Raw genomic sequence first — 24,831 nt, 5'->3', positions numbered from 1 at the left:
GTTCATCCGTCCTTACAGGTCAGTTGGATGGCGGCGGTGAGCTGGTCGCGGCCGGGCTGCACGGCCCGGTCCAGGGCGGGCGCGAAGGGCAGCACCGCGCCGTCCGGGCGGGTGACCCGGCGGGGCGGCGCGGCGAGCGGGACCCGCTCGACCACTGTGGCGATGATCTCGCCGGCGATCCCGCAGGACCGGTTGGAGTCGTCGACCACCACGAGGCGCCCGGTGCGGGACACCGAGTCGAGCAGCCCGTCCCAGTCGAACGGGTACAGCGTGCGCGGGTCGAAGACCTCCACCGAGACCTGGCCGGCGAGCTCGTCGGCGACGGCCAGGGCGTCGTGCACGAGGTGCCCGACCGCGACGACCGTGACGTCCGTGCCGGGCCGGCGCACCACGCCCCGCCCCAGCGGCACCGGGGCGAGGTCGGCGACGTCGGCCCGCAGGTCGAGGGCCCCGGCGGGGGCGAAGACCACCACCGGGTCGTCGCAGCGGATCGCCGAGACCAGCAGCCCGTACGCGTCGGCCGGCGTGGCCGGCACCACGGTGGTCACCCCGACATGGGCGAAGAGGCTGTACGGGTGGTCGGAGTGCTGCCCCGCCCAGCCGGTGCGGGAGCCGGAGCCGGGCACCAGGTAGGTGACCGGCACCGCGCACTGGCCGCCGGTCATCAGCGGGAACTTGTGGGCGTGGTTGACGATCTGCTCGAAGACCAGGAAGAGCAGCGACGGGATCTGGAACTCGATCACCGGCCGCGCCCCGGCCAGCGCGGCGCCGGTGGCGAAGCTGGTGAACGCCTGCTCCGACAGGGGCGTGTCGAGGACCCGCTCCGGGCCGAACTTCTTCAGCAGGCCGGTGGTGACGTTGGCGGCGGCCACCCGGATGTCCTCGCCGAGCAGGAAGACCGACTCGTCGCGGGTCATCTCGTCGGCGAGCGCCCGGGTGAGCGCCCTGCGGTAGGAGAGCCGGGGCATCAGCCACCTCCGGTCCGGGCGGTGAGCCCGCTGGCGTACAGGTGGTCGAGGGCGGTGGCCGGGTCCGGCACCGGGCTGGCCAGCGCGAAGTCCACCGCCGCGTCGAGCGTGGCCTCGACCTCCGCGTCGACCGCCGCGCGGTCGGCCGCCGGGAGCCGGGCGGCGGCCATGTCGACCGGGTCCCGGGACCGGCCGGCCGCCACCTCCTCGGGCGGGCGGTAGTCGAGGCGTACCCGGTGTTCGAAGGTGTGGTGGGCGTCGAACCGGTAGGTGCGGGCCTCGACCAGCTCGGGGCCGCCGCCGGCGCGCATCCGCGCGACGGCGGCGGCGGTGACCTCGCGTACCCGCTCGGGGTCCTGCCCGTCGACCGCGGCCGCCGGCATCCCGAAGGCGGCGGCGCGGCCGGCGATGGTGCCGGCGACAGCGCCCTCGACCGGCATGGTGGTGGCGTAGCCGTTGTTCTCGCAGACGAAGAGCACCGGCACCCGCCACAGCGCGGCCAGGTTGAACGCTTCGAGAAGCATCCCCTCGTTCACCGCGCCGTCGCCGAAGAAGGTCACCCCGACCACGTCGTCGCCGCGCCGCCGGCGCGCCCACACCGCTCCGGTGAGGATCGCGCCGGCGGCCCCGACGATGGCGTTGGCGCCGAGCACCCCGACGCCGAAGTCGGCGGCGTGCATCGACCCGCCCCGGCCCCGGTTGAGGCCGGTCACCCGGCCACACAGCTCGGCGAGCATCCGGGCCGGGTCGGCGCCCTTGGCCAGCACGTGCCCGTGCCCGCGGTGGGTGCCGGTCACCAGGTCCGCCGGCCGCAGCGCCGCGCAGACCCCGGCGGCGACACCCTCCTGACCGAGGTACGGGTGGATGCCGCCGACGATCTCCCCGGCGTCGACCAGCTCGATCGCCCGCTCCTCGAAGCGGCGGATCAGCCGGACCGTCCGGTAGAGCCGGACCGGGTCGGAGTCGGTCACGCCGGACGCCCCTCCTTGACGGCGGCCAGGATGTCGTCCCAGAGCTGGGCGCGGGCGGCGAGCGCGGCGTTGACCGTGTCGGCGCACTCCTGCCACTTCGTGTCGTCGTCGCCGCAGAGATCGGCGAGCATCTGCATGGCCATGGGGGTGTGCTGCTCGCCGTCGACCTCGATGTGCCGCTCCAGGTAGTCGACGAACGTGTTGAGCCGGTTGCTGCGCTCGTTCACAGCGACGACCTGGGTGAACATCTCCGGGATGAGGTCCTCCCGGCCGAAGGCGAAGGCGGCCGCCTGGCAGTGCACCGGGGTGCTCTCGATGATCCGCCAGGTGGTGGCGGCGAACGCGGCCGAGGGCGCGGGCACGCCCGCCTCGGCCAGCGCGGCGGTGACGGGCCGGCCGGCGCGCAGCAGGTCGACCAGCCGGTCCACCGCGCCGGTGTCGGCGCCGGCCTCCCGCATGCCCTGGACGTACAGCTCGAAGTGGCTGATGTAGCCGTCGCCCAGCTCGTCGCTCTCCTCCACCATGACGATGTCGTTGATGAGGCGGCGGCTGCCGGTCGGGCCGGTGGGGATCCACGGGACGGTCACGCAGGTGAGCTGGCGCTGCAACGACTTCAGCAGCGACATGAAGTCCCACACCGCGAAGACGTGGTGCTCCATGAACGTGACCAGCGCGTCGTGGGTGTCGAGGTTGGCGTAGAGCGGGTGCTTGACCACCACGTCGCGGCGGTCGGTCACCGCCCGCTCCAGCCGCTCGATGCCCGGGTGCGTCTTACCCCAGTCGTACCGTGACATGTTCAGCCTCCCTGCTGGGCGCGGTGGCGCCAGATGACCGGGCAGAATTCAGGGTCCGCGTAGTCGGGCCGGTCGTCCGGGGTGCGGCGGACCAGCACGTCGTGGTTGTACGCGGCGAGCGTGCCGTCGGAGAGCGGATACTCCCGCCAGGCGTTGGCGCCGTCCTGGAGGTGCAGCGAGACGGCCTGGCGGGGCCGGTCGCTGACGTTCGGGCCGCTGCCGTGGTAGACGCGGCAGTGGTGGAAGCTCATGTGCCCCTTCGGGATCACCATGGGGATCTTCCGGATCTCGGCGTGGTTGTGGGCGGCGTTCTCGGCGAGCATCGCTTCGAGCTGGTCGCGGTCCCGGTCGGCGAAGTGCCGGACCACGGTGTCGTCGGCGCCGATCTCCCGCCACCGGTGCGAGCCGTCGACCACGGTGATGGTGCCCATCTCCTCGCCGCAGTCGTGGAACGGGATGAACGCGGTGAGCATGTTCTCCGAGGAGGACGACGCCCAGTAGTGCTTGTCGAAGTGCCAGGGCACGATGTTGGACGGTTCGCCGGAGATCGGCGGCTTGTAGATGAGGGTGGACTGGAAGACGCGGATCTCGTCGGCCTGCGCGAGCCGGGCCGCGACCGCCCCGATCAGCGGCTTGCGCAGGATCCGGCCCAGGGCGTCGTGCTCGTAGTGCACGTAGTCGTTGTGCCGCTGCACGTCGCCCTTGGCGGGCTCCCAGTAGGCCAGCTTCGGCGGTCGGACGGGCAGCCGCCGGTCCCGTTCCCCGGCGTAGTAGCGGTCGGCCGCCGCCACGAGGGTGTCCACCTCGTCGTCGGTGAGCAGCTTCCTGGTCAGGTACCAGCCGTGCTCGGCGTAGTGCCGCACGTCCTCGTCGGACGGCAGCAGCGCCTCCTCCTCGGCGGTCAGTGCCGGATGTGTGGTGGTCATGCCCCAACTCCTCCTGCCGTCCCGGCCGCGACGGCGGGGGTCGCCCCCGCCGCGGCCAGTTCACGTTCCTTGGCCTCGTAGAGCGCCTTGATGTTGCCGCTGCCGAAGGTGCGTGCCCCGCGCCGCTCGATGAGTTCGAGGAAGAGGGTGCGGCGCACGTGCATCGACTCGGTGAAGATCTGGAGCAGTTGGCCGTCGTGGTCGGAGTCGACCAGGATGCTCAGATCGCGCAGCCGGTCCAGCGGCGCGTCCACCTTGCCGACCCGCTGTTCCAGGTCGTCGTAGTAGGCCCCCGGGGTGCCGGCGAAGCGCACCCCCCGGCCGGCGAGGGCGCCGACCGCGGTGACGATGTCGTCGGTGCGCAGCCCGAGGTGCTGCACCCCGGCGCCGGCGTGCCAGCGCAGGAAGTCCTCGATCTGCCCGGGCCGCCGGCCGGTGTCCGGCTCGAGCAGCACGAGGGTGACCCGACCGGACGGGCTCTGCACCACCTTCGAGTTCATGGCCTGCCCGGCGACCTCGATGTGCTCCTCGAAGATCTGCGCGAAGCCGAAGACCTTCTCGTAGTGCCCGATCGTCTCGTCGAGCTGGCCGGGCGGCACGCACACCGCCAGGTGGTCGATCTCGGCGAGCAGCGGGGCGTCGCCGCCGCCGGGCACCGCCTCGATGGCCCCGGGCAGGAACTCCGTCCCGTCGCCGCGCCGCTCGACCAGGCGGTGCAGCACGTCGCCGAAGCCGCCGACCTCGGCGGTCACCACCTCGGCGTCCGCGCCGGTGAAGGTGCGCGGCGCGGTCACCCCTGTCGCACCCCGGGCCACCAGCTCCGCGTACGCACCGGCGGCGTCGTCGACCTCCAGGGCCACCACGGCGATGCCGTCGCCGTGCCGGTGCACGTACGTCGACGCCGGGTGCTCGGCGGTCAGCCCGGTGGTGAGCACCATCCGGATGTCGGCCTGTTCGAGCAGCAGCGAGCGCTGCCCGGCCAGCCCGGTCTCCGGGCCGCCCTGCCCCCGCAGCCGGAAACCGACGGCGGTGTCGAAGTAGAAGGCGGCCTGCCGGGCGTCCCCCACGTACAGTTCGATGTGATCTATACCATTGATGTCCATCGGTAGCCTTTCCCCCTGTTCCCCCCGTGACTGCGACCCGGGCGTCCGCCCGGGATGGAGTCCGATCAGCCCGCCGGCGTGGCGGCCCGCCGCGCCGGCCCACTGGTCCGGCGCAGCAGCAGGCTGACGTTCTGGCCGCCGAACCCGAACGAGTTCGTCAGCGCGTGGTCGGCCCGGGTGGCCCGGGGCGCGGCGCGGACGTGGTCCGCCTCGCAGTCCGGGTCCGGATCGTCGAGGTGGTAGGTGGGCGGGAGCAGCCCGCGCCCGAGGGCGAGGGCGGTGGCCGCCGCCTCCAGCACGCCGGAGGCGCCGAGCAGGTGCCCGGTGAGGGCCTTGGTGGAGCTGACCGGCACCCCGCCGACGCCGAAGACCTCGGCGAGGGCGGTGGTCTCGGCGATGTCGCCGAGCTTCGTGCTGGTGCCGTGCGCGTTGACGTAGCCGACCTGGGCGGGTTCGACGCCCCCGAGGGCCAGCGCGCGGCGCATGCACGCCGCCGCCCCGGCGCCGTCCGGCCGGGGCGCGGTCGGGTGGTACGCGTCGGTGTTCACCCCGTAGCCGGCGACCTCGGCGTAGCCGGTGACCCCCCGGGCGGCGGCGTGCTCGGCGCGTTCCAGCACCAGCAGCGCCGCCCCCTCGGCCAGCACGAACCCGTTGCGCCGCTTGTCGAACGGGCGGCTCGCCTCGGTGGGCTCGTCCCAGCCGCGGGCCAGGGCCCGCGCGTTGCCGAAGGTGTCGGCGAAGGTCGGGAACAGCGGCGCCTCGCTCGCCCCGCACACCACCACGTCCGCCTCGCCGGCCCGGATGAGGCGTACCCCGTCCGCCACGGCCTGGGCGCCCGAGGCGCAGGCCGTGCCCACCGACGAGCTGTAGCCGCGGATGCCGTGGGCGATGGCGATCCGGGCCGACGGCATGTTCGGCAGGATGCCGGTGAGCAGGTACGGGCTGACCGCCGGCCGGCCCCGCTCGGCGCGCGCCAGGACCTGGCTCTCCAGGGTGGACATCCCGCCGACCCCGCCGACGATCACTCCGATCCGGTCCGGGTCGACGTCCCGTCCCACCTCGATGCCGGCGTCGGCGAGCGCCTCGGCGGCGGTGAGGAGGGCGAGCAGCACGATCCGGTCGAGCACCTTGGTCTCCGGCCCGGAGGCGACGCTGCGCGGGTCGATCTCCGGCAGCACGCCGGCCACCTCGAGGCTGTCCCGCGCCGGGTGCCCCTCGGGGGGCCGGCGCAGCCCGGACCGGCCGGTGGTGAGGGCCGTGAAGGTCTCCTCGACGCCCCGGCCGGCCGGGGTGAACAGTCCCATGCCGGTGATGACGGCGCTCATGACGGTGACTCGCTGAGATAGCGCTCGCGCAGCGCCACCTTGCGGACCTTGCCGGTCACGGTGACCGGGATGTCGTCGGCGCGGACCGGCACCACCCGGCGCAGCGTGGCGGCCAGGTCCGGCCCGAGCGCGGCACGGATCCGCGCGGTGCGGTCCTCGGCCGGATCCGCCCCGGCGGCCAGTTCCAGCAGCACGTCGGTCTCGACCTTGTCGCTCTCCTTGACGATCACCACGGTGCAGTCGGTGACGTCGGCGCAGGCGGCGAGGATCCGCTCCTCGGACAGGGCCGTGAAGAACCGCTTCCCGTCGCCCGTCTCGACCGAATCGACGGCCCGGTCCAGGTGGTAGTAGCGGCCGTCGGCGTCGGCGTGGACCAGGTCGCCGGTGAGGTACCAGCCGCGCAGCCGGGACCGGTAGGTGGTGACCGAGTCGTTCCAGTAGCCGCGGAACAGCGACGGCGAGTCGATGCCCAGCCAGCCGACCTGCCCGGGTGGCAGCTCGTTGCCCGCCTCGTCGAGCACCGCGACCTTGGTGAAGCGGTACGGGCGGCCGACGCAGCGGCCGTACCGGTCGGTGTCGACGGTGTGGGTGATGTGGAACATCGAGTGCCCCATCTCGCTGGAGCCCAGCCCGTCGATGAAGACCGAGCCGGGCACCCGGGTCACCCCGTCGCGGGTCATCACGTCCCGCGAGCCCACCCTGACCAGCCGGCGCACGTGCGGCTCGTGCGAGCAGTCGCCGGTGTTGAACCACAGCCGCACCGAGTCCAGGTCGTACGCGGACAGGTCGAACCGGGCCAGCTCGGCCCAGGTGACGGAGAACCCGAACACGCCGTCCGGCCGCCAGCGCTGGATGGCGTCGAGCACCCGCTCGCCGCCCTGCTCGGAGAGGAGGTACATCTCCGCCCGGTTGCCGAGCGCCTGGTTGACCATGAGCACGGTCGCGGTGTGCGGGGCGGGCAGCGCGTTGAGGATCCGGCTGGTGCCCTGCGCCTGCGGCATGGCCAGCAGGTGCCGGGTGGCGGCGAAGAGGCTGGCGTGCGAGTGCAGCACCGCCTTCGGCACCCCCGTGGTGCCCGAGGTGTGGGTGATGACGATCGGGTCCTCGTCGTGGTGCCGGTAGTGCGGCGGTGCCGCCGCCGGGTCGCCTCCGCCCGCCTCGGCGGGCTCGCCGAGCAGGGGCGCCCCCAGGTCGTGCCCCTGCAGGGCCGCGGCGTGCGCGGCGTCGGCGAGCACCCCGGCGGCGCGCAGCCGGCGGATGTACTCGGCGGCGATCTCCGGGCGCAGTTTGCCGTTCATCAGCGCGGGGATCGCGCCGAGCCGGGTCAGCGCCAGGAACGACAGCACCATGTCGGCGGCGGCGCCGGCCCAGACGGCCACCGGGTCGCGGGGCCGCACCCCGCGCTCGTGCAGCCACGCGGCCCGGGCGGCGACCATCTCGTCGAGCCGGCCCAGGGTCAGCGGGGTCTCGGCCGGGTGGCCGTCGACCGCCGTGTCGAAGGTGAGTCCCGGTCCCGCCGGGTCGGCGCCGTGGGTCAGCACCCGGGCGAGCACGTTCCCCGCGCCCACCTCGGTGTCGGCCGCCAGGGCGCCGCGCAGTCCCCTCGTCCTCATTGACGTGTTCCCTCCCCCAGCAGCACCGCGGTCGCCTCGCCCGGCGTACCGTCCGGTGCCTGTTCGATCAGGACCAGCAACGCCTGCGCGGCGTCGCCGTCGTACAGCAGCAGGTCCGCCTCGGCGGCACCCTCCGCCCTGGCGTCCCCCGTCGGGCTGAGGCACACCACCGGCCCGTCCAGTCCCCAGCGCGCCGCGACGTGCCCGGCCACGCTGTTCGGCACCGACTGGAAGAAGAACAGCGGACCGACCCGGCCGCCGGCCGCGACCGTGGCCCGGACGTGCGCGGCGCTGGCCCGGTCACCGCTAGCGCTGACCAGCACGACTGCCGTCCGGTTGCCGGCCGGCAGGGGCCCCTCCCCGTACCGCGCACGCAGACAGCGGTCAGCGACGGCCACGACCACCGGCGCGAACCCCGAATACACAAACCCCGGCACCCCAGGCGCAACCCCGTCCCACCGCGCCTCGGCAAGAACAACCCCTCCACGCGATCTTGCAGTTGGCGCCCCCGGGGCGGGCCTTATGCCCGGGTTGTCGGGGCGGAAAGTGCAAGATCGCGGGTCGGGTTGGGCGGCGGTCACGGCGCACTCACCAGGAGGGCCGTGTTGGCGCCGCCGAAGGCGGCGTTCAGGGTCAGGGCGTGCGGCGTCGGCGCGGGGCGCGGCGCGTCCGTGATGACGTCCAGCGGGCAACTGTCGTCGGGGCCCAGCCAGCCGGCGTTGACCGGCAGCTTGCTGTGGCCCAGGGTCAGCACGGTGACCACCAGTTCGAGCAGCCCGGACGCCTCCAGGGCGTGCCCGTGCACCGACTTGGTGGAGCTGACCGGGATCCGGCCGGCCGCCGCGCCGAACACCCGGCCCAGTGCCGCCGCCTCAGAGGCGTCGCTGTACGGGGTGCCGGTGGCGTTGGCGTTGACGTAGCCCACGGCCGCCGCCGGCAGCCCGGCCCGGCGCAGCGCCGCCTCGACCGCCCGGGCAAGCCCGTGCCCCTCGGGGTGCGGCTGGCACGGGTGGTACGCGTCGCCGGCCCGCCCCCAGCCGGCCACTGTCGCCACCGTCGGGGCACCCCGGGCGGCGGCCGCGCGGGCCGACTCCAGCACCACCGCGACCACCGCGTCGCCGAGCAGCAGCCCCTGCCGGCCGGCGCTGAACGGGCGGACCGCCCCGTCGGCGGCGAGCGCCCGGCCGGCGTCGAAGAGGGCGTACTGGTCCGGCTCGACCAGGTAGCCGGCCGCGACCACGACCCGGTCCAGGTCGCCCCGGCCGATCAGGGTCGCGGCGTCGGCGACGGCCGTGCTCGCCGACACGCAGGCGGTGGTGTAGGTGCGGGTGCGTCCGCCCAGGCCGCAGCGGCGGGCCAGGTGACCGGCGAGCGCGGGCACCTCCGGCCCGAGGTCACCGCCGCCCGGCGGGGGCAGCGAGTGCGGGCCGCCGTGCGTGGCCAGGAACAGCGCGGCGCCGGCCCGGTGCGTCCGGTCCAGGCCGGCCGCCCGGCACGCGCGGTCGACGGCGTCGGTCAGCTCGTCGGCGAGGGTGCCGACCTCCGGCAGGGTGGCCGCCACGGTGACCCGGCGGCCGGTGGTGTCGAAGCGGCGCACCGGCGTGAACGCCGGGGCGCCGGCCAGCACCCCGGCGAGCAGCGCGTCGGCGCCCCTACCCAGGGCGCTGACCGCGTGGACGCCGGTGATCCTCAGGTGCTCCCGCTCAGCCATCTGCGGGAGCGGTCAGCGAGGTGTGGAACACCGCCAGCGCGTCGTCGACGGTGCGGATGCCGGCGAGCTGGTCGTCGGTCAGGTCCAGCCGGCGGTCGTAGCGTTGCTCGACGAGGTGCACCAGCCAGGCCAGCTCCATCGAGCCGATCCGGTCCGGCACCTGGTCGACGGGTTTCGCGGTCAGTTCGGCGAGCATGCTCACCAGGTCAGCTCGCCCCAGGTCGGGCTGACCGGTCATCAGGAGTTGTCGCTGTTCGCGGTCACCCGGTCGGCGACCATCGTGGTGAACTCGCCGACCGTCATGAGGGCCAGCTTCTCCGACTCGTCGTCGTCGAACTTCAGGCCGTACCGGTCCTCGACGCGGACGGCGAGGTCGGCCAGGGCCAGAGATTCGAGGTCGACGCCGGAGGGGCCGAGAGTGGTGTCGTCGTCGATGTCCTCGACGTCGTAGTTCATGTCGGCGAGCTGCTCGATGACGAAGGTGCGGACCTCGTCTCGCATGGCGTTAACCTCTTTCCGTGAACCAGCTACCGGTGCCCGGTCGGGACACCGTGTACGTGTGGACCGGCCGCGCCGCCGGCGACCAGCGGGAGCTGACGCGGCGGCTGCTCAGGCGCGCGGGTGGCGCGTTGCTCGGCCGGCCCGAGGCGGAGATCGGGGTGAGACGGGCGCCCGGCGGGCGCCCGGAGGTGCACGCCGACGACGGGCGGGCGCTGCCGGTCAGCGTCAGCCACGTCGACGGGGTGGTCGTGGTGGCCGCCCGGGCGGGCGGACCGGTCGGGGTGGACGTGGAGTGGCGCCGGCGGCTGCCCGCCACGGCGCTGGCCCGGCGCTGGTACGACCCGGACGAGGCGGCCTGGCTGGCCGCCCGGGACGAGACCGACCGCGAGCTGGACTTCCTGCGCCTGTGGACGGCCAAGGAGGCGGTCGGCAAGGCGCTCGGCACCGGCCTGCGCGACGGCGGACTGCGCCGCCGGATGCCCCGGCCGGACGGCGGCGGCGAGCTGCTGCGCCCGGTCCCCGGCTGCCCGGGGGTACGGGTCGGCCATCCGGCCGGCGACGCGGGCCTGGTGCTCGCCGTGGCGGTCGTCGGGGCGGCCGGACCGGTCGAGGTCGTCGGAGAACAGCGGGCCGGTCATGACGCCTCGTCCCGCAGCGCCGTCGCGGAGCGGACCAGCTTGCCGGTGGTGGTGCGGGGCAGCTGGTCGAGCAGGTGCAGGGTGCGGGGGCGCTTGTAGCCGGCGAGGCGCTCGACGAGCAGCTTGTCCAGGGTGTCCTCGGAGAGCGAGCCGTCGGTCTGCACGTACGCGGTGATCCCGTCGTCCCAGACCACCACGGCGGCGGTCACCCCGGGCAGCTCGGCGACGGTGGCCTCCACCTCGGTGAGGTCGACCTTCATGCCGCCCACCGAGACCTGCGAGTCGAGCCGCCCCTTGATGGTGACCAGCCCGGTGTCCGGGTCGACCACGCCCGCGTCGCGGGTGTGCAGCCAGCCGTCGGCCCAGCGGGTCGGGTCGGCCAGGCCGACGTACGGGTTGGCCGGGCAGCTGACCCACAGCTCGCCGCCGGACTCGCGGACCTGGATGCCGGGGGCGGGGGCGATGGCGGGCCGGTGGGCGCCGTACAGGTCGGTGCCGATGACGCCGACCTCGGTCATCCCGTACATGTTGCCCAGGGGGACGCCGTAGCGGTCGGTGAAGGCGCGGGCCACGGCCGCCGGGACGAGTTCCCCGCCGGTGGTCATCCGCTTGAGCTGCGGCAGCGGCCGGGACGGCACGGTGGAGGCGAGCAGGCCGATGTGGAACGGCACGCCGAGCACGGTGGCCGGGCTGTCCTGGGCGGCGACGGCGGCGAGGATGGCGTCGCCGCTGAGCCGCTCCGGCGGGCACAGCTCGACGCCGGCGTGCAGGCCGTAGAGCAGCCCGCCGACCAGGCCGAGCACGTGGACCATGGAGGGCAGCAGGATGATCCGCTCGCCGGGCAGCGCCACCCCGTCGATCCGCGTGTAGCGGCGCACCTCGGCGACCAGGTCCTCAGCGGTCCGGCCGATCACCTTGGAGGGCCCGGTGGAGCCGGAGCTGAGCTGGATCACCGCGTGCGGGCTGCCGGCCGGGCGGTCCGAGTACGACGTGACGCCGGCGGTGACGTCGACGAAGATGCGCAGCGCGCCGCCGCCGGTCCGCACCGGGGCCACCACCACCTGCGGGCCGAGCCGGCGTAGCGCCTTGTCGACCTCGTGGTCGGTGAGCCGGTGGTCCAGGAGGATCGCCTGGGCGCCGGTGCGCCAGGTGGCCAGCAGGTGCACCACGTACGCCAGCGACGGGGGCAGCCGCAGCGCCGCGGCGCCGCCGGGACGCAGGCCGGCCTCGGCCAGCCGGGTCTGCGCCTCGCCGACCATGCGGCGCAGGGTGCCCTTGTCGACCGGCTCCGGCAGACGGAGACAAACGTCGGTGGGACGGCCGGTGAACAGAATGTCGTCCACCCAACCATCCACTGTCGACGCAGGATCTCCCGCCATAGGATGTGCTGTCACGACCGCCCACCGCCCAGCCTCGAAGTGGGCGAAATCCGCCCAACAGGTGCGTTCTCCGGGGTGCTGACGGAACAGTACGACAGCCGTTCCATGCATTGCTACATGCAAATGGCTAGATCAAGAAAAGCGGCTGGGCGGATTGCTCAGGCTCGATCGGACAGGCAGTATCGGCCCCACGCCGGCTCGGTACCCCGCCGGCCGCCGGATGCTGCCCGAGCGGCGGAGCACGCGAGATCAGGTCCCGGACGCCGGGGGCGGGGCGGCGCCGCGCAGCACCACCGCGCTGTTGAAGCCGTCGAAGCCACGCGCCCCGACCAGGGCGATGCGGCTGCGCGGCGGGCGCGGCCGGCGCAGGAAGGTCAGCTCGCACCCGGCAGCGGGCTCCTCCGGGCCGGCCGAGGCGGGCAGCAGGCCGTGGTGGAAGGCGAGCAGCGCGGTGGCCGCGTCCAGCGCCGAACCGCCCTGGTGGGCCCGGCCGGTCAACGGCTTCTGCGTGGTCACCGGCGGGGTCGTGGCACCGAAGACCGCGCGCAGGGCGGCCGCCTCGGCCCGGTCGTACGCGGGCACGCCGAGCGCGTCCGGCCAGATGACGTCCACGTCGTGCGGGCGGACCGCGGCCCGGTCCAGGGCCAGCCGCAGCGCACGGGCGTAGTGGGTCGGGTCCGGGCCGGCCTGCGGGTCGGTCGGGGCGGCGTCGTGGGTGGCCGCCCAACCGGTGATCTCCCCGTAGATCCGGGCGCCCCGGGCCAGCGCGTGGCCCAGCTCCTCCACCACGAAGACGGCGCCGCCCTCGGCCGGCACGTACCCGCCCGCTGCGGCGTCGAACGGCCGGTACGCTCGCTCCGGGTCGGCGACGTCGCTGAGCAGCCCCGAGCGGAGCTGGCAGGCCAACGCGTACGGGCTGAGCGGGCACTCGGTCGCCCCCGCCACCACGATCGGGGTGCCGCGGCGGATGGTCCGCACCGCGTGGGCCAGGCTGTCCAGCCCGCCGGCCGACTCGGAGACGGTCACCCCACAGGGTCCCTTGAGCTGGTGCCGGATGGAGAGCTGCCCGACGCTGGCCGCGTAGAACCAGGCGATCGACTGGTACGCCCCGACGGTCCGGCTCGGGCCGCCCCAGAGCCGTTGCAGCTCCCGCTGCCCGAACAGGTTCCCGCCGGAGGAGCTGGCCAGGGTGACCGCCCACCGGTACGGGTCGGGGGCCTCCTCGGGCAGGCCCGCGTCGGCCAGCGCCAGCCGGGTGGCGGCGAAGCCGAGGTGCGTCCACCTGTCGGTCTGCACCCGCTGCCGAGTGTCGGTGAACCCGGCCGGGTCGAAGTCGGGCACCTCCCCGGCGATCCGGGTCGGGTAGCCGGCCGGGTCGAACAGGGTGATCGGCCCGGTGCGCCGGGTGCCGGCGAGCACCGCGGCCCAGTGGGCGTCGGCGCCGACGCCGGTGGGCGCGACCACGCCGATCCCGGTCACCACAGCACGGGCGGTCACGGCGTCGTCCTTGTTCGCGACTGCGGGGCTCGCAACACCGGCTCACTCCTCGCGCTCACGGGTGCCGTCCTTGTTCGCGACTGCGGGGCTCGCAACACCGGCTCACTCCTCGCGCTCACGGGTGCACCGCCATTCGGCGGAAGATCATCGCGGACTGGAAGCCGCCGAAGCCGCTGCCCACCGACAACGCCACGTCCACGGGCACCTCCCGGGCCTCGTTGGGCACGTAGTCCAGGTCGCACTCGGGGTCCCGGGTCGTCCAGTTGGCGGTGGGCGGGACCACGCCGTACTCGATGGCCAGCGCGCAGGCGGCCATCTCGATCGAGCCGATCGCGCCGAGCGAGTGCCCGACCATCGACTTGATCGAGCTGATCGGCACCCGGTACGCCGTCGCGCCCAGCGCCCGCTTGAACGCGGCGGTCTCGTGCCGGTCGTTCTGGCGGGTGCCGGAGCCGTGCGCGCTGACGTACGACACCGCGGACGGGGCGAGCCGGGCCTGGCGCAGCGCGTCGGTGATCGCCACGGCCATCTCCGCGCCGTCGGGGCGCAGCCCGGTCATGTGGAAGCCGTTGCTGCGGCTGGCGTAGCCGGCCACCTCGCAGTAGACGTGCGCGCCCCGGCGGCGGGCGTGCTCGGCCTCCTCCAGCACCAGCACGGCCGCGCCCTCGGCCAGGACGAAACCGTGCCGGTCGGCGTCGAACGGCCGGGAGGCGTGCTCCGGGTCGTCGTTGTCGGGGCTGGTGGCGCCGATCGCGTCGAACGAGGCGACGGTGACCGGGGAGATCGGCGAGTCGGCCGCCCCGGCCAGCACGACGTCGGCCTCGCCGTCGGCGACGAGCTGGTGGGCGTAGCCGATGGCGTCGATGCCGGAGGTGCAGCCGGTGGAGACCACCTGCGCCGGGCCGTGCAGGCCGTGCCGGCAGGCCACGTCGGCGGCCAGGCTGCTGGGGATCAGCGCCTGGTACAGGTACGGGCCGCCGAGGGTGTGGTCGACCAGCCAGTGCCGGCCGGAGTCGCTGACCCGGACGTACTCCTTCTCCAACGCCATGGTGCCACCGACCGCGGTGCCGAGCACCACGCCGGCGCGTTCCCGCTCGGCGTCGGAGAGGGTCAGGCCGCTGTCGGCCAGCGCCTCGGCGGAGCAGGCGAGGGCGAACTGCACGTACCGGTCGGCGCGCTGCCGCTCGGCGAGCGTGATGCCGGCGGCGTCCGGGTCGAAGTCGCACTCGGCGGCGATCTGCGAGCGGAACGGCGACGGGTCGAAGAAGCTGATCCGCCGGGTGGCGGTGCGCCCTTCGGTGATGGTCTTCCAGAACCGGTCCCGGGTGGCGCCGCCGGGGGCGACGACGCCGACGCCGGTGACCACGGTCCGCCGGCCGGTCACGACGGTTTCCGGGGTGGTGGGGCGCCCTCGGTGTCGACGTGGCCGAGTTCCGGGCGGGGCGCGAGCGGTCCGAGGTGGAAGACCACCTCGGCCGGCTCGTCGCCGGTGTTGCGCAGCCGGTGGCGTACGTGCCGGGGCACGAAGAGCGCCTCCCCTGCCGCGACCGGCACGGGACGGTCGTCCAGGTCGACGGTGATGGCGCCCCGGGCGACGTAGAGGAACTCCTCGCTGTAGGGGTGGTAGTGCTCGGCGATCCGCTCCCCCGGCGCCAGGGTGGCCACCCCCATGAAGCCCGAGGTGCTGCCGACGGTCTTCGGGCCGAGCAGCACCCGCAGCTCGCCGCCGCGCCGGCGGTCGGCCGTGACGTCGTGGACGGAGACGCGGGCGGTACCGGTGTCGGTCATCGCGCGCCTCCCGCGTACGCCCGCTCGATCTTCTCCTTGATGACGGCGAGCTGGACCTTGCTGTTGGTGTTGATCCGCTCGGTCATGCCGGCGTTGTCGACCGGCGCGGTGGGCTTCATGGCGAAGTCCTGCACCCAGGTCATCCGGGTGCCGCCGGGGATCTCGTCGTAGCGCCAGTGGATGCGCATGTACTCGAACGGGCCGGTCTCCACCCGCCGGGCGTGCACCTCGCGGGTGGCCGGGTCGGCGGTGCGTTCGCTGACCCAGCTCCACGAGGTGCCGTTCTCGTCGGGGTGCATGGTGAGCCGGAACCGGACGGTGTCGCCGTCGGAGTGCAGGATGTCGACCACCGCGTACTCGGTGAACAGCTCGGTCCACCGGGCGACGTCGTTGGTGATCTCCCAGACCAGCGGCAGCGGGGCGGCGATGTCGACGGCGTTCTCGGTGTGCCCGGGCGGCGGGTCGGTCCTGCGGGCCACCAGGTCGGCGACGCCGGCGATGCTGAGCTGCCCGGCCTGCTCGGGGATCTTCACCCGCCACCGGTCGGCCACGACCGCGGAGAGTTCGAGCAGCGCCAGCGAGTCCATGCCCAGCTCCTCCAGGCTGGCGGCCGGGGTGCGGGCGGCCGCGTCGGCGTCCAGGCCGCAGTGGGTCACCAGGATGTCGGTGATCTCGTTGGCGAGCGGGCGGTCGGGGGCGACGGTCATGGGTTCCTCCAGGCGTTCGGGCCGGCGGCGGGCACGGCGGTGACGGGGGTACGGCCGGCCGGGTCGGCGTCGGCTCGGATGTCGGGCACGGGGGCGGGCACGGCGGGCTCGGCGGCCGGGACGGCAGCGGCGGCCGGCGGGGCGTCGACGGCAGGAGGGGCGCCGGCGGCGGGAGGGCTGAGCAGGCGGTCGACCAGGGCGGTGGTGTGCCGCCCGGCGCGGAAGGCGGCGTCGCGCAGCACCCGCCGGGCGAACGGGATCGTGGTGCGCACGCCCGGGCCGGCCACGTCGAACTCGCCGAGCGCCCGGTCCAGCCGGTCCAGCGCGCCGTCCCGGTCCGGCGCCCAGACCGCCACCTTGGCCAGCAGCGAGTCGTAGTGGGGGCTGACCAGGTAGCCGACGTGGCCGTGGGTGTCGACCCGGGTGAACGGGCCGCCGGGCGGCCGGAAGCGGTCCAGCCGGCCGGGGGCCGGCGCGAAGTCGCGGTCCGGGTCCTCCACGTTGACCCGGCACTCGACCGCCACCCCGCGCAGCCGGACGTCCTCCTGCCGCCAGCGCAGCGGGGTGCCGGCGGCCACGTGCAGCTGCTCGTGGACCAGGTCGATGCCGGTGACCAGCTCGGTCACCGGGTGCTCCACCTGGATCCGGCAGTTGATCTCCAGGAAGTGGCAGCGCTCGGCCTCGTCCACCAGGAACTCGACGGTGCCGGCGCCGGTGAAGCCGACCGACAGGGCGCCGCGCAGGGCGGTCTCCGCGAGGGTGTCCAGGGTGGCCGGCCGCAGCGCCGGGGCGGGTGCCTCCTCGATGAGCTTCTGGTGCCGGCGCTGCACCGAGCAGTCCCGGGTGCCCAGGTGGATCCCGTTGCCGTGGTTGTCGCAGAGCACCTGCACCTCGACGTGCCGGGCGTCGGCCAGGTACCGCTCGACGTACACCCGGTCGTCGCCGAAGGCGACCTGGGCGGCGGCGCGGGTGCGGGCGTACGCGCGGGGCAGCGCGGCGGCCGAGCGGACCACCGTCATCCCGCGCCCGCCCCCGCCGGCGGCCGCCTTGACGATCACCGGGTAGCCGACCTCGGCGGCCACCTCCAGGGCCTCGGCGGCGGTCGGCAGGGTCCGAACGCTGCCCGGCGGCAGCGGCAGGCCGGCCTTGCTCATCAGCGCCCGCGCGGTGGACTTGTCGGCGAGGGCGGCCATCACCTGCGGCGGCGGGCCGACGAAGGTGAGCCCGTTCTCGGCGCAGATCTCGGCGAAGTCGGCGTCCTCGGAGAGGAAGCCGTAGCCCGGGTGGACGGCCTGGGCGCCGGTCTGCCGGGCCGCCTCGACGATCGCGGCGGCGTTCAGGTAGCTCTGCCGGCTGGCGGCCGGTCCGATCCGGACGGTCTCGTCGGCCAGCCGCACCGGCAGCGAGTCGGCGTCGGCGCTGGAGTGCACCACCACCGTCCGGACACCGAGTTCCCGGCAGGCGCGCAGCACCCGCAGCGCGATCTCGCCGCGGTTGGCGATCAGCAGCTTGTCGAACATCAGCCGTCCCGTCCGGTGAGCGGTTCCAGGGCGATCAGCGGCTGGTCGTACTCGACGGGCTTGCCGTCCTCCACGAGCACCTCGACCACCCGTCCGGCCTGGCCGGCGGTCACCTCGTTCATCAACTTCATGGCCTCGACGATGCCGACCACCTGGCCGGGCCGGACCACGTCGCCGACCGCCACGAACGGCGCGGCGCCGGGCTCGGGCGACCGGTAGAAGGTGCCCACGACGGGCGCCCGCACCGCCGGCCGGTCCGCCACGGGCGCCGCCGCCTCGACCCGCGGCGCGGGGACCGGGTCCACGTCGGCGCGCGGCGCCGGCGCCGGCCGGGCCGGGTCGTGCCACTCCACCTCCAGCACGGTCTCGCCGCTGCGCAGCCGTACCCGGCGGACCGGGCCGGCCAGCTCGGCGACCAGCTTGCGGGCGTGCCGGCTCAGCCCGTCCAGCACCTCCTCGGGCCCGGCGTCCCCGCTCATGGCGCCACCTCCGTCCGCGTGCCGTTCCGGATGACGTCGCGCGGCCCGGTCCCGTCCACGGCCCGGGCCGCGCCGAAGCGGCGGAACCGCTGCCGGCGGCGGCGAACCAGGGTGGCCGGCGGCACGGCGAGCAGCGGGGCGAGGTTCGCGGTCACGGCCCGGCCCAGCAGCTCGGCCGCGGCGGCCGGGTCGCCGTGGGCGGCGGGCCGCGGCTCGGGCACCACCTCGTCGACCACCCCGAGCCGGCACAGGTCGGCGGCGGTGAGCCGCAGCGCCCGGGCGGCCTGCGGGGCGGCCGAGCTGTCCGGCCAGAGGATCGCGGCGCAGCCCTCCGGGCTGATCACCGAGTAGACGGCGTGTTCCAGCATCAGGACCCGGTCGGCGACCGCGAGGGCGAGCGCGCCGCCGCTGCCGCCCTCCCCGGTGACCACCGCGACGACAGGCGTGGGCAGCACGCTCAGCGCGAGGATGTTCTCCGCGATCGCGGCGGCCTGGCCCTGCTGCTCGGCGTCCACGCCCGGGTCGGCGCCCGGGGTGTCCACCAGGGTCACCACCGGCAGGCGGAGCCGGGCCGCGAGGCGCATCAGCCGCAGCGCCTTGCGGTGCCCGGCCGGGCTGGCCATGCCGAAGTTGCGGGCCACCAGCTCCGCCGTGGTGTGTCCCTTCTGGTGGCCGATCACCATGACGGGCCGGCCGTCCAGCCGGGCCACGCCGCCGACGATCGCCGGGCAGTCCGCGCCGAGCCGGTCGCCGTGCAGCTCCACGAAGCCGTCGAAGGCGGTCTCCAGGTAGTCGAGGGTGGTGGGCCGGCCGGGGTGCCGGGCCGTGCGTACCGTCTCCCAGGCATCGCGGGCCGGGCCGGGCGCGTCGGCCGCGGCGGCCGGTCGCGGCGCCGGCTCCGGCCGGGGTACGGGCACCCGCCGGCCCGCCTCGGCGGCGGCGAGCAGCGCGGTCAGCCGGCCGCGCAGCGCGTGCCGGGGCACCACGAGGTCGACCTGGCCGTGCCGGAGCAGGAACTCGGCGGTCTGGAAGCCCTCCGGCAGCGTGGCGCCGGTGACCTGGCGGATCACCCGGGGGCCGGCGAAGCCCAGCCGGGCGCCGCTCTCGGCGAGCACCACGTCGGTGTTGGTGGCGAAGGAGGCGGCCACCCCGCCGTACGTCGGGTCGGTGATGACGCTGACCGTGAGCAGCCCCGCCTCGCGCAGCCCGGCGACGGCCTGGCTGACCGTGGCCATCTGCATGAGCGACAGCGCGCCCTCCTGCATCCGCGCCCCGCCGGAGGCGGTGACCAGCACCAGCGGCACGGCGTCGGCCAGCGCCCGCTCGGCGGTCCGGGTGATGAGCTCCCCGACCGCGCAGCCGAGGCTGCCGCCGAGGAAGCGGAAGTCCATCACCGCCAGGGCGACCGGGTGCCCGCCGACCCGGGCGGTCCCGCAGACCACCGCCTCGTCCAGGCCCGTGCCGGTGCGGGCCGCGCCGAGCCGGTGCGGGTAGGGCAGCGCGTCGACGAACCCGATGGGGTCGACCCGTACCGCCCGGTCGGGCAGCGGGGTGAACGAGTCCGGGTCGACCAGCTGGGCCACCCGGTCCGGCGCGTCGAGCCGGGCGTGTGAGCCGCACTCCGGGCACACGTCGAGGTTGCGCCGCAGGCGTTTGCGGTAGAGCAGCGAGGAGCACCCGTCGCAGCGCGACCAGAGCTGCTCGTCCCGGGGCGCGGTGGTGGTCACGACCGCCGCCCGGTCGCGTCGTACCGGTAGAAGCAGTGGGCCATGGCGTCGCGGGGCGAGCGCCAGGTCGGCAGGTACGGCGAGATGTACGGGCGCAGCCGCTCGCTGACCCGGATGAACTCGGGGTGGCCGCGCGCCTCCTCCACCGCGCCCTGGGCCGGCTCGTCCGTCTCCAGGAGATGCACGTAGAGGTCGTGCAGCCGGTAGAGCGAGCGGTGCCGGACGCCGACCAGCCCGGGCAGTTCGGTGGCGTCGGACTCGGCGAAGATCTCGGCGACCCGATCCTCGGCGGTGGGCACCACCTTGGCGACGATGAGCGAGCGGTCCATTGCGCAGCCTCCCCTGGGTGCGTCCCGGTGCGTGGCGACCGGTCTCGCCGGACGACTGGCGCCACGGTGCCGCCGGCACCGTCAACGCGGCGTCAACCGGCCACCATCGGCCCGGGAAGTCCGTGACGCTGCGTTGACGCAAGCTGTGCGCCGGCTATGGGAAGATCAACAGGCCCGAATAGATAGCGACACTTTTTCGCAGTTCACAGGCGGTTCGTCTGACCATTACGGACGGTCAGCAAACCGACGCCTCATTGACGCAGAGTAACAAGTGTTGATATTCTCCGTACCGGTCAGCCCGGTCACAGCGGGCTTTCTCCGCCACGGCGGAGCCGTTCCGACACCGGCGTCGCGGCAGCCGAGCCGGGCACAGAGGACGGTCGGAACGAGGGTTCCGGTGCAGGGGGGTGCGCCCGTGTCCGGTGGATCGAGAATGCCCACGGCGGGAGACCCCGCCCCACGGGTTTCGCTGCACCTGCTCGGCGGGTTCCGGCTGCTCCACGACGACGTCCCGGTGGTGGTCCCCCGGGGCCTGCAACGCGTCATCGCCCTCATCGGGCTCCGCCCGGGCGCCACCCGCAGCCACCTGGCCGGACTGCTCTGGCCGGAGACCCCCGAGGACCGGGCGCTCTCCTCGCTGCGCACCGCGCTGTGGCGACTCCGGCAGGACCCCTGCTGCCCGCTGCGCACCGACGGGGACACCGTCCGCCTCGACCCCACCGTCCACCTCGACGTCGACGAGCTGGTCGCCACCGCGGCCCGCGTACGCGACGGCGAGGTGCCCCGCGGGGCCGCCGGCGCCGGCCGGCACGACCTGCTCCCCGGCTGGTACGACGACTGGGTGCTGCTGGAACGCGAACGGCTGCGCCAGCTCCGGCTGCACATGCTTGAGGAACTCGCGGGCAACCACCTCGCCGCCGGCCGGCACGGCGAGGCCCTGGAGGCGGCGCTGGAGGCCATGGCCGCCGAACCGCTGCGCGAGACCCCGCACCGCCTGGTGGTCCGCATCCACCTCGCCGAGGGCAACGCCTTCGAAGCGGTGCACGCCTTCTACGTCTACCGGGACCTGCTGCTGCGCGAACTGCGCCTGGAGCCGTCCCCGGCCATGTGCGCCCTGCTCGACGAGACCCTCGCCCCGATCCGGCGGGCCACCCGGCCGGCCCCCCAGCGGCGGCCGGACCGGAGCAACGGCCGCCCGGCCGGCTCCCCGCCCCGCGGCCCGACCGCGCCCACCACACCGCACCCCCGCTGAGCGTCACCACCGCCATCAATGTCCCCGCGCGGGTCGTGACGGCCACGTGACAGCCGGCCCGGCAGGGTGTGCCGCACGGTGACCGAACTCCTCGCCCGGGGTCGGGGCACCACGAGCGGCGAGAGGGGTCCCGATGAGTCGACTGTTGGTCGTCAGCCGGATCGTGCCGGGGGCGCAGGGCCGGGTGGCGCAGATCTTCGCCGAGTCCGACGCCACCGAGCTGCCCCGCCTCACCGGCGTACGGCACCGGTCGCTGTACTACCTCCACGACCTGTGCGTGCACCTCATGGAGACGGTCGCCGTCGACCCGGACCTGGCCGCCGAGGTCCGCGACAACCCGCTGTACCAGCAGGTCAACGAGCGGCTGTCGGCGCACACCTCGCCGTACCTGCCGACCTGGCGGTCCCCTCGCGACGCCGTGGCGGGTTGCTTCTACAGCTGGGACGCGGTCGACCTGCCGGCGCCCCGGCGGGGTTGCTGAGCGTCACCGCACCGAAGACCGGGGCGTCCCGGACCCTCGAACGGCACCAGGGTCCGGGGCGCCCCTTCGGCGACCCCGCGGCACACGCACGGTCATCCCGCGGCCACCGGCCGGCACCGCCCGGTCCCACCAGCGACGGCAGCCGCCGACCTCCCTGTCGCCCCGCGCGTACGTGTGCGAAGCTGCCCCCTGTTTTCTCGCGATCGTCGCTTACGTACATAGGAGGAGGTTGGCATGCCGTCGAGCTTCGGGCAGTGGCTGGTTCTGATCCTGGCCCTGCTGGTGGGCCTGGGCATCGGGTGGGTGGTGAGCGGCCGCCGGAACGGGGCCGGCACCGGTACGCCCACGGTGGAGGGTGCCGCCGCCCCGGCGCCCGAGGTGACCGCCACGGTCGACCAGGAGCGGCCGGAGGCGGTGGTCGACGAGGTGCCCGCGCCCGCCGCGGTGACCGAACAGCCGGCCCCGGTCGAGCAGGACGGCGCCCCGGCCGCCGCCACGCTGGCCGCCCAGGCCACCACCCTGCCGTCCGCCGAGCCGGCGTCCGCCGAGTCCGCGGCCGTCGAGCCCGCTGCCGTCGAGCCGGTGGCCGTCGAGGAGCCGGCCCGGTCCGAGGACGAGCCGGTCCGCCCGGTCGAGCCGGTCGAGGTCGCCGCCGAGCCGGTCGCCGTCGAGCCGGTCGCGGTCGAGGAGACCGAGCCGGTCCGGACCGCGCCGGAGCCGGTGGCCGCCGACGCGGAGCCGGCCGCCATCCCGGCCGCCGAGAACGAGCCGGCGCCGGCCGCCGAGCCGGCGACCGTGCCGGCCGAGCCGGTGGCCGTCGAGGCCGAGCCGGTCGCCGAGCCGGAGCCGGTCGCGCCGGTGGCGGTGCCCGCGCCGCGCGCCGCGGTCGAGGACGCCGCTCCGGTCCAGGCGGAGGCCCCGGACGACTTCCGGCGGATCCAGGGCATCGGGCCGAAGCTGGCCGCCGCCCTCCAGGCCGCCGGCATCCGCACCTACCAGCAGCTCGCCGAGCTGGACGAGGCGGCGCTGCGGGAGACCGTCAAGGCCGCCGGCCTGCGCGCCGCCCCGGGCCTGGCGACCTGGTCGCAGCAGGCGAAGGTGCTGGCCGGCGCCCGTGCCGACGCGGAGCGGGTGCTCCCGGTCGGCGCCGGCGAGGACGCCTGATCCGACGCGCGGGCCGGTGGTGACCGAGGGTCGCCACCGGCCCGCGCCGTGTCCGGCGGCCGGCGAGCCGGCCCGGGGCGAGTCGGCGCGGTCAAGCCGGACCGGGCCCGGCCGGGCGGGTGGGACCGGTCGCGGCGTGGTGCCCCGGACGGGCGCGAATAGGCAAATGCGGCACGGGTCCGCGCGGGCGTCGCTACGGTCGGTGCAGGGCCGGACGGCCCGCCGCGCCGATCCCGCCACCGCAGGAGCACCTCGTGCCCACCGCCACGCCGGAGCAGCCCGCCGAGCGGCGACCCCCGGTGCGCGATCCCGAGGCGCCACGCCGGGTGACCCTGCTGGAGCTCTTCTTCGACCTGGTCTACGTGGTCGCGCTCTCGCTCATCTCCCGCGGCCTGGTCATCGAGGTCGACTGGCAACGGGCCGTCCAGTCGCTGATCATGCTGATGGCCATGTGGTGGACCTGGGCGATCACCACCCTCGTCACCGACCTGTACGACCCGCAACGCACCGAGATCAAGCTGCTGATCGTCGCGGTCATGTTCGGGGCGCTGCTCATGACCACCGCCATCCCGGAGGCGTTCGGCGCCCGCGGGCTGGTCTTCGCCGGGACGTACGTGGCGATCCATCTCGGACGCGGGCTGTTCCTCATGCCGACGGTCCGGCGCCACCGGCAGACCCAGCGCCGGGCGGCCCGCATCTTCATCTGGTTCGCGGTCTCCGCCATCCCCTGGCTCGTCGGCGCCACGGTCAGCGGCCACGCCCGCGAGACGCTCTGGCTGCTGGCCCTGGCCATCGACTACCTCGGGTTCCGGCTCGCGTATCCGGTGCCGGGCCTCGGTGTGGTGCCGGACGCCCAGCGCAACGTGACCGCCGAGCACCTGTCGGAGCGCTACCAGCAGTTCTTCATCATCGCGTTGGGCGACGCCATCCTGGTCACCGGCACCGTCTTCAGCCTGCACCACTCCGAGACGGAGAACATCGGCGCGTTCGCCGTCGCGTTCGCCACCACGCTGCTGCTCTGGCGCATCTACGTGCACAAGTCCGGCGAGCTGCTGCCGCACGCCATCGCCATGGCGAAGCAGCCGAGCAAGTTCCTGAACTCCGCCCCGTACACCCATCTCCTCATGGTGGCCGGGGTGGTGACCAGCGCGGCGGGGTTCGACCTGGTGCTGCTCGAACCGACCGGGCGCACCCCGCCGGCCTGGCTGGCGATCCTCCTCGGCGGGCCGGCGCTGTTCCTGGTCGGTCGCGCAGCCTTCGAGTACGAGGTGTTCAGCCGGGTGTCCCTGTCGCGGCCCGGCGGCGTCCTTGCGTTGCTCAGCATCGCGCCCGGCGCGCTGTTCCTGGCGCCCGTCTACGCCGCGCTCGGGGCGATGCTGGTGCTGGTCGGTGTGGCCGTCGCCGACCACCTGCGCAGCCGGGGCAGGCCGCCGGAGGATCCCTCGCCACCGCACTGAGCCGTCGCGGCATGGTCGGAATCGGCCGCGCCGGGACCTGGGCGTCGTTTGACCGTTCACCCGCTCGGGGTACATGGCCTCCACCTCGAATCCACCACAACCCCAGTGGAGGCAACCCATGCGCGGCACCTCGATAGTCGGCGTCCTGGTCGTCATCTGGCTCGTCATCGGCGCCATCGCCGCCGGCCAGCGCGGTTACTACGGCAACGACGACACCAACTGCGCCGAGGCCGGCACCATCCTGGTCACCATCGTGGCCGGCCCGCTGAACTACATCGGCGCGAACCCCAAGGTGGACTGCAAGCTCCCCGAGCCGTCCAAGTAGGCCCGTACCCCCGCACCACCCCGGCCCGCGCCCCGCTCCCCCGCGGCGCGGGCCGTTCCGTGCCGGCGTGTGCCACGTCACCACGCTTACCGCGTCCTAGGAGGCTGGGTTCCTCATTCCGGCGGCGTTTGCCGGGTCGCGGGGTGGGAAGGGCAGCGGTCCAGCCACGCGGGGAC

26 protein-coding genes are annotated in these 24,831 nt (G+C 74.7%); 6 read left to right on the top strand and 20 right to left on the bottom strand.

What is annotated here, in order from left to right; all coding sequences use genetic code 11:
* Positions 1 to 2 precede the first annotated feature (2 nt).
* The 11 genes from GA0070603_RS01210 to GA0070603_RS01160 all read right to left on the bottom strand — a co-directional run bounded on the left by GA0070603_RS01210 (position 3) and on the right by GA0070603_RS01160 (position 9,912).
* The gene (locus GA0070603_RS01210; RefSeq protein ID WP_091305871.1) at positions 3 to 968 is read right to left on the bottom strand and encodes an alpha-ketoacid dehydrogenase subunit beta; all 966 of its coding nucleotides are present in this window, start codon (positions 966 to 968) and stop codon (positions 3 to 5) included.
* Positions 968 to 1,939, bottom strand: coding sequence for a thiamine pyrophosphate-dependent dehydrogenase E1 component subunit alpha (locus tag GA0070603_RS01205; protein WP_091305869.1), 972 nt, complete (start codon positions 1,937 to 1,939; stop codon positions 968 to 970). The genes GA0070603_RS01210 and GA0070603_RS01205 overlap by 1 nt, the downstream gene beginning before the upstream one ends.
* The gene (locus tag GA0070603_RS01200; RefSeq protein WP_091305867.1) at positions 1,936 to 2,733 is read right to left on the bottom strand and encodes a DUF3050 domain-containing protein; all 798 of its coding nucleotides are present in this window, start codon (positions 2,731 to 2,733) and stop codon (positions 1,936 to 1,938) included. The genes GA0070603_RS01205 and GA0070603_RS01200 overlap by 4 nt, the downstream gene beginning before the upstream one ends.
* Positions 2,734 to 2,735: 2 nt before the next feature.
* Positions 2,736 to 3,659: a phytanoyl-CoA dioxygenase family protein gene (locus GA0070603_RS01195; RefSeq protein ID WP_091305865.1), complete on the bottom strand. Its 924-nt coding sequence runs from the start codon at positions 3,657 to 3,659 to the stop codon at positions 2,736 to 2,738.
* Positions 3,656 to 4,762, bottom strand: a complete 1,107-nt coding sequence (gene hppD, locus GA0070603_RS01190; RefSeq protein WP_091305863.1) for a 4-hydroxyphenylpyruvate dioxygenase — start codon at positions 4,760 to 4,762, stop codon at positions 3,656 to 3,658. The genes GA0070603_RS01195 and hppD overlap by 4 nt, the downstream gene beginning before the upstream one ends.
* Before the next feature lie 65 nt (positions 4,763 to 4,827).
* Positions 4,828 to 6,087 (bottom strand): beta-ketoacyl-[acyl-carrier-protein] synthase family protein, encoded by a 1,260-nt coding sequence (locus tag GA0070603_RS01185; protein WP_091305861.1) that lies wholly within the window; start codon positions 6,085 to 6,087, stop codon positions 4,828 to 4,830.
* Positions 6,084 to 7,700 (bottom strand): class I adenylate-forming enzyme family protein, encoded by a 1,617-nt coding sequence (locus GA0070603_RS01180; protein WP_091305858.1) that lies wholly within the window; start codon positions 7,698 to 7,700, stop codon positions 6,084 to 6,086. Before GA0070603_RS01180 ends, GA0070603_RS01185 begins: the two co-directional genes overlap by 4 nt.
* Positions 7,697 to 8,224: a beta-ketoacyl synthase chain length factor gene (locus GA0070603_RS01175; protein WP_091321359.1), complete on the bottom strand. Its 528-nt coding sequence runs from the start codon at positions 8,222 to 8,224 to the stop codon at positions 7,697 to 7,699. Before GA0070603_RS01175 ends, GA0070603_RS01180 begins: the two co-directional genes overlap by 4 nt.
* 53 nt (positions 8,225 to 8,277) lie before the next feature.
* Positions 8,278 to 9,411: a beta-ketoacyl-[acyl-carrier-protein] synthase family protein gene (locus GA0070603_RS01170; RefSeq protein WP_091305856.1), complete on the bottom strand. Its 1,134-nt coding sequence runs from the start codon at positions 9,409 to 9,411 to the stop codon at positions 8,278 to 8,280.
* Positions 9,404 to 9,649 (bottom strand): hypothetical protein, encoded by a 246-nt coding sequence (locus GA0070603_RS01165; RefSeq protein WP_091305853.1) that lies wholly within the window; start codon positions 9,647 to 9,649, stop codon positions 9,404 to 9,406. The genes GA0070603_RS01170 and GA0070603_RS01165 overlap by 8 nt, the downstream gene beginning before the upstream one ends.
* Positions 9,649 to 9,912 (bottom strand): acyl carrier protein, encoded by a 264-nt coding sequence (locus GA0070603_RS01160; protein ID WP_091305851.1) that lies wholly within the window; start codon positions 9,910 to 9,912, stop codon positions 9,649 to 9,651. Before GA0070603_RS01160 ends, GA0070603_RS01165 begins: the two co-directional genes overlap by 1 nt.
* Before the next feature lie 17 nt (positions 9,913 to 9,929).
* On the opposite strand from GA0070603_RS01160, the gene GA0070603_RS01155 reads away from it, so the two are divergent.
* Complete coding sequence (locus GA0070603_RS01155; RefSeq protein ID WP_091305849.1) at positions 9,930 to 10,649, top strand: 4'-phosphopantetheinyl transferase family protein; 720 nt, start codon at positions 9,930 to 9,932, stop codon at positions 10,647 to 10,649.
* Here the strand turns inward: GA0070603_RS01155 and GA0070603_RS01150 are convergent.
* The 9 genes from GA0070603_RS01150 to GA0070603_RS01110 form a co-directional block, all read right to left on the bottom strand.
* Positions 10,547 to 11,929 carry a class I adenylate-forming enzyme family protein gene (locus tag GA0070603_RS01150; protein WP_091305847.1) on the bottom strand — a complete coding sequence of 461 codons (1,383 nt, stop codon included), beginning with the start codon at positions 11,927 to 11,929 and terminating at the stop codon, positions 10,547 to 10,549. The genes GA0070603_RS01155 and GA0070603_RS01150 overlap by 103 nt on opposite strands.
* 249 nt (positions 11,930 to 12,178) lie before the next feature.
* Entirely contained in the window at positions 12,179 to 13,426 is a 1,248-nt protein-coding gene (locus GA0070603_RS01145) for a beta-ketoacyl synthase N-terminal-like domain-containing protein (RefSeq protein WP_091305844.1), read from the bottom strand.
* Positions 13,427 to 13,541: 115 nt separating this feature from the next.
* The gene (locus GA0070603_RS01140) at positions 13,542 to 14,810 is read right to left on the bottom strand and encodes a beta-ketoacyl-[acyl-carrier-protein] synthase family protein (RefSeq protein ID WP_091305841.1); all 1,269 of its coding nucleotides are present in this window, start codon (positions 14,808 to 14,810) and stop codon (positions 13,542 to 13,544) included.
* Positions 14,807 to 15,214: a cupin domain-containing protein gene (locus GA0070603_RS01135; RefSeq protein ID WP_091305838.1), complete on the bottom strand. Its 408-nt coding sequence runs from the start codon at positions 15,212 to 15,214 to the stop codon at positions 14,807 to 14,809. The genes GA0070603_RS01140 and GA0070603_RS01135 overlap by 4 nt, the downstream gene beginning before the upstream one ends.
* Positions 15,211 to 15,921: an SRPBCC family protein gene (locus tag GA0070603_RS01130; RefSeq protein WP_091305835.1), complete on the bottom strand. Its 711-nt coding sequence runs from the start codon at positions 15,919 to 15,921 to the stop codon at positions 15,211 to 15,213. Before GA0070603_RS01130 ends, GA0070603_RS01135 begins: the two co-directional genes overlap by 4 nt.
* Positions 15,918 to 17,441, bottom strand: a complete 1,524-nt coding sequence (locus GA0070603_RS01125) for an acetyl-CoA carboxylase biotin carboxylase subunit (RefSeq protein ID WP_091305832.1) — start codon at positions 17,439 to 17,441, stop codon at positions 15,918 to 15,920. The genes GA0070603_RS01130 and GA0070603_RS01125 overlap by 4 nt, the downstream gene beginning before the upstream one ends.
* The gene (accB, locus tag GA0070603_RS01120; RefSeq protein ID WP_091305829.1) at positions 17,441 to 17,920 is read right to left on the bottom strand and encodes an acetyl-CoA carboxylase biotin carboxyl carrier protein; all 480 of its coding nucleotides are present in this window, start codon (positions 17,918 to 17,920) and stop codon (positions 17,441 to 17,443) included. The genes GA0070603_RS01125 and accB overlap by 1 nt, the downstream gene beginning before the upstream one ends.
* Positions 17,917 to 19,647 (bottom strand): acetyl-CoA carboxylase carboxyltransferase subunit alpha, encoded by a 1,731-nt coding sequence (locus GA0070603_RS01115; protein ID WP_208862776.1) that lies wholly within the window; start codon positions 19,645 to 19,647, stop codon positions 17,917 to 17,919. The genes accB and GA0070603_RS01115 overlap by 4 nt, the downstream gene beginning before the upstream one ends.
* On the bottom strand, positions 19,644 to 19,976 hold the full coding sequence (locus GA0070603_RS01110) for a TcmI family type II polyketide cyclase (protein ID WP_091305827.1): 333 nt from the start codon (positions 19,974 to 19,976) through the stop codon (positions 19,644 to 19,646). The genes GA0070603_RS01115 and GA0070603_RS01110 overlap by 4 nt, the downstream gene beginning before the upstream one ends.
* 433 nt (positions 19,977 to 20,409) lie before the next feature.
* Here GA0070603_RS01110 and GA0070603_RS01105 point away from each other — a divergent pair, with 433 nt between their 5' ends.
* The 5 genes from GA0070603_RS01105 to GA0070603_RS01085 all read left to right on the top strand — a co-directional run bounded on the left by GA0070603_RS01105 (position 20,410) and on the right by GA0070603_RS01085 (position 24,655).
* On the top strand, positions 20,410 to 21,228 hold the full coding sequence (locus GA0070603_RS01105) for an AfsR/SARP family transcriptional regulator (RefSeq protein ID WP_425270399.1): 819 nt from the start codon (positions 20,410 to 20,412) through the stop codon (positions 21,226 to 21,228).
* 133 nt (positions 21,229 to 21,361) lie between these two features.
* A complete protein-coding gene (locus GA0070603_RS01100; protein WP_091305824.1) occupies positions 21,362 to 21,709 on the top strand; it encodes a TcmI family type II polyketide cyclase in 348 nt (115 codons plus the stop codon).
* A gap of 234 nt (positions 21,710 to 21,943) precedes the next feature.
* Entirely contained in the window at positions 21,944 to 22,873 is a 930-nt protein-coding gene (locus GA0070603_RS01095) for a helix-hairpin-helix domain-containing protein (protein WP_091305821.1), read from the top strand.
* Between the two features lie 254 nt (positions 22,874 to 23,127).
* Complete coding sequence (locus GA0070603_RS01090; RefSeq protein WP_091305818.1) at positions 23,128 to 24,330, top strand: low temperature requirement protein A; 1,203 nt, start codon at positions 23,128 to 23,130, stop codon at positions 24,328 to 24,330.
* A 118-nt stretch (positions 24,331 to 24,448) separates the two neighbouring features.
* The gene (locus GA0070603_RS01085; protein ID WP_091305815.1) at positions 24,449 to 24,655 is read left to right on the top strand and encodes a hypothetical protein; all 207 of its coding nucleotides are present in this window, start codon (positions 24,449 to 24,451) and stop codon (positions 24,653 to 24,655) included.
* Positions 24,656 to 24,831: the final 176 nt, after the last annotated feature.

The organism is Micromonospora chersina (genome assembly GCF_900091475.1).
Classification (GTDB): Bacteria; Actinomycetota; Actinomycetes; order Mycobacteriales; family Micromonosporaceae; genus Micromonospora; species Micromonospora chersina.
The sequence above is the reverse complement of the archived record's forward strand: the minus strand, read 5'-3'. Positions and strand labels throughout refer to the sequence as shown.

Coding starts and splice junctions, on each gene's coding strand:
- GA0070603_RS01210 (WP_091305871.1), bottom strand. CDS start 968: ATGCCCCGGCTCTCCTACCGCAGGGCGCTCACCCGGGCGCTCGCCGAC.
- GA0070603_RS01200 (WP_091305867.1), bottom strand. CDS start 2,733: ATGTCACGGTACGACTGGGGTAAGACGCACCCGGGCATCGAGCGGCTG.
- GA0070603_RS01195 (WP_091305865.1), bottom strand. CDS start 3,659: ATGACCACCACACATCCGGCACTGACCGCCGAGGAGGAGGCGCTGCTG.
- hppD (WP_091305863.1), bottom strand. CDS start 4,762: ATGGACATCAATGGTATAGATCACATCGAACTGTACGTGGGGGACGCC.
- GA0070603_RS01185 (WP_091305861.1), bottom strand. CDS start 6,087: ATGAGCGCCGTCATCACCGGCATGGGACTGTTCACCCCGGCCGGCCGG.
- GA0070603_RS01180 (WP_091305858.1), bottom strand. CDS start 7,700: ATGAGGACGAGGGGACTGCGCGGCGCCCTGGCGGCCGACACCGAGGTG.
- GA0070603_RS01170 (WP_091305856.1), bottom strand. CDS start 9,411: ATGGCTGAGCGGGAGCACCTGAGGATCACCGGCGTCCACGCGGTCAGC.
- GA0070603_RS01165 (WP_091305853.1), bottom strand. CDS start 9,649: ATGACCGGTCAGCCCGACCTGGGGCGAGCTGACCTGGTGAGCATGCTC.
- GA0070603_RS01160 (WP_091305851.1), bottom strand. CDS start 9,912: ATGCGAGACGAGGTCCGCACCTTCGTCATCGAGCAGCTCGCCGACATG.
- GA0070603_RS01150 (WP_091305847.1), bottom strand. CDS start 11,929: ATGGCGGGAGATCCTGCGTCGACAGTGGATGGTTGGGTGGACGACATT.
- GA0070603_RS01135 (WP_091305838.1), bottom strand. CDS start 15,214: ATGACCGACACCGGTACCGCCCGCGTCTCCGTCCACGACGTCACGGCC.
- GA0070603_RS01130 (WP_091305835.1), bottom strand. CDS start 15,921: ATGACCGTCGCCCCCGACCGCCCGCTCGCCAACGAGATCACCGACATC.
- GA0070603_RS01125 (WP_091305832.1), bottom strand. CDS start 17,441: ATGTTCGACAAGCTGCTGATCGCCAACCGCGGCGAGATCGCGCTGCGG.
- accB (WP_091305829.1), bottom strand. CDS start 17,920: ATGAGCGGGGACGCCGGGCCCGAGGAGGTGCTGGACGGGCTGAGCCGG.
- GA0070603_RS01110 (WP_091305827.1), bottom strand. CDS start 19,976: ATGGACCGCTCGCTCATCGTCGCCAAGGTGGTGCCCACCGCCGAGGAT.
- GA0070603_RS01105 (WP_425270399.1), top strand. CDS start 20,410: ATGCCCACGGCGGGAGACCCCGCCCCACGGGTTTCGCTGCACCTGCTC.
- GA0070603_RS01100 (WP_091305824.1), top strand. CDS start 21,362: ATGAGTCGACTGTTGGTCGTCAGCCGGATCGTGCCGGGGGCGCAGGGC.
- GA0070603_RS01095 (WP_091305821.1), top strand. CDS start 21,944: ATGCCGTCGAGCTTCGGGCAGTGGCTGGTTCTGATCCTGGCCCTGCTG.
- GA0070603_RS01085 (WP_091305815.1), top strand. CDS start 24,449: ATGCGCGGCACCTCGATAGTCGGCGTCCTGGTCGTCATCTGGCTCGTC.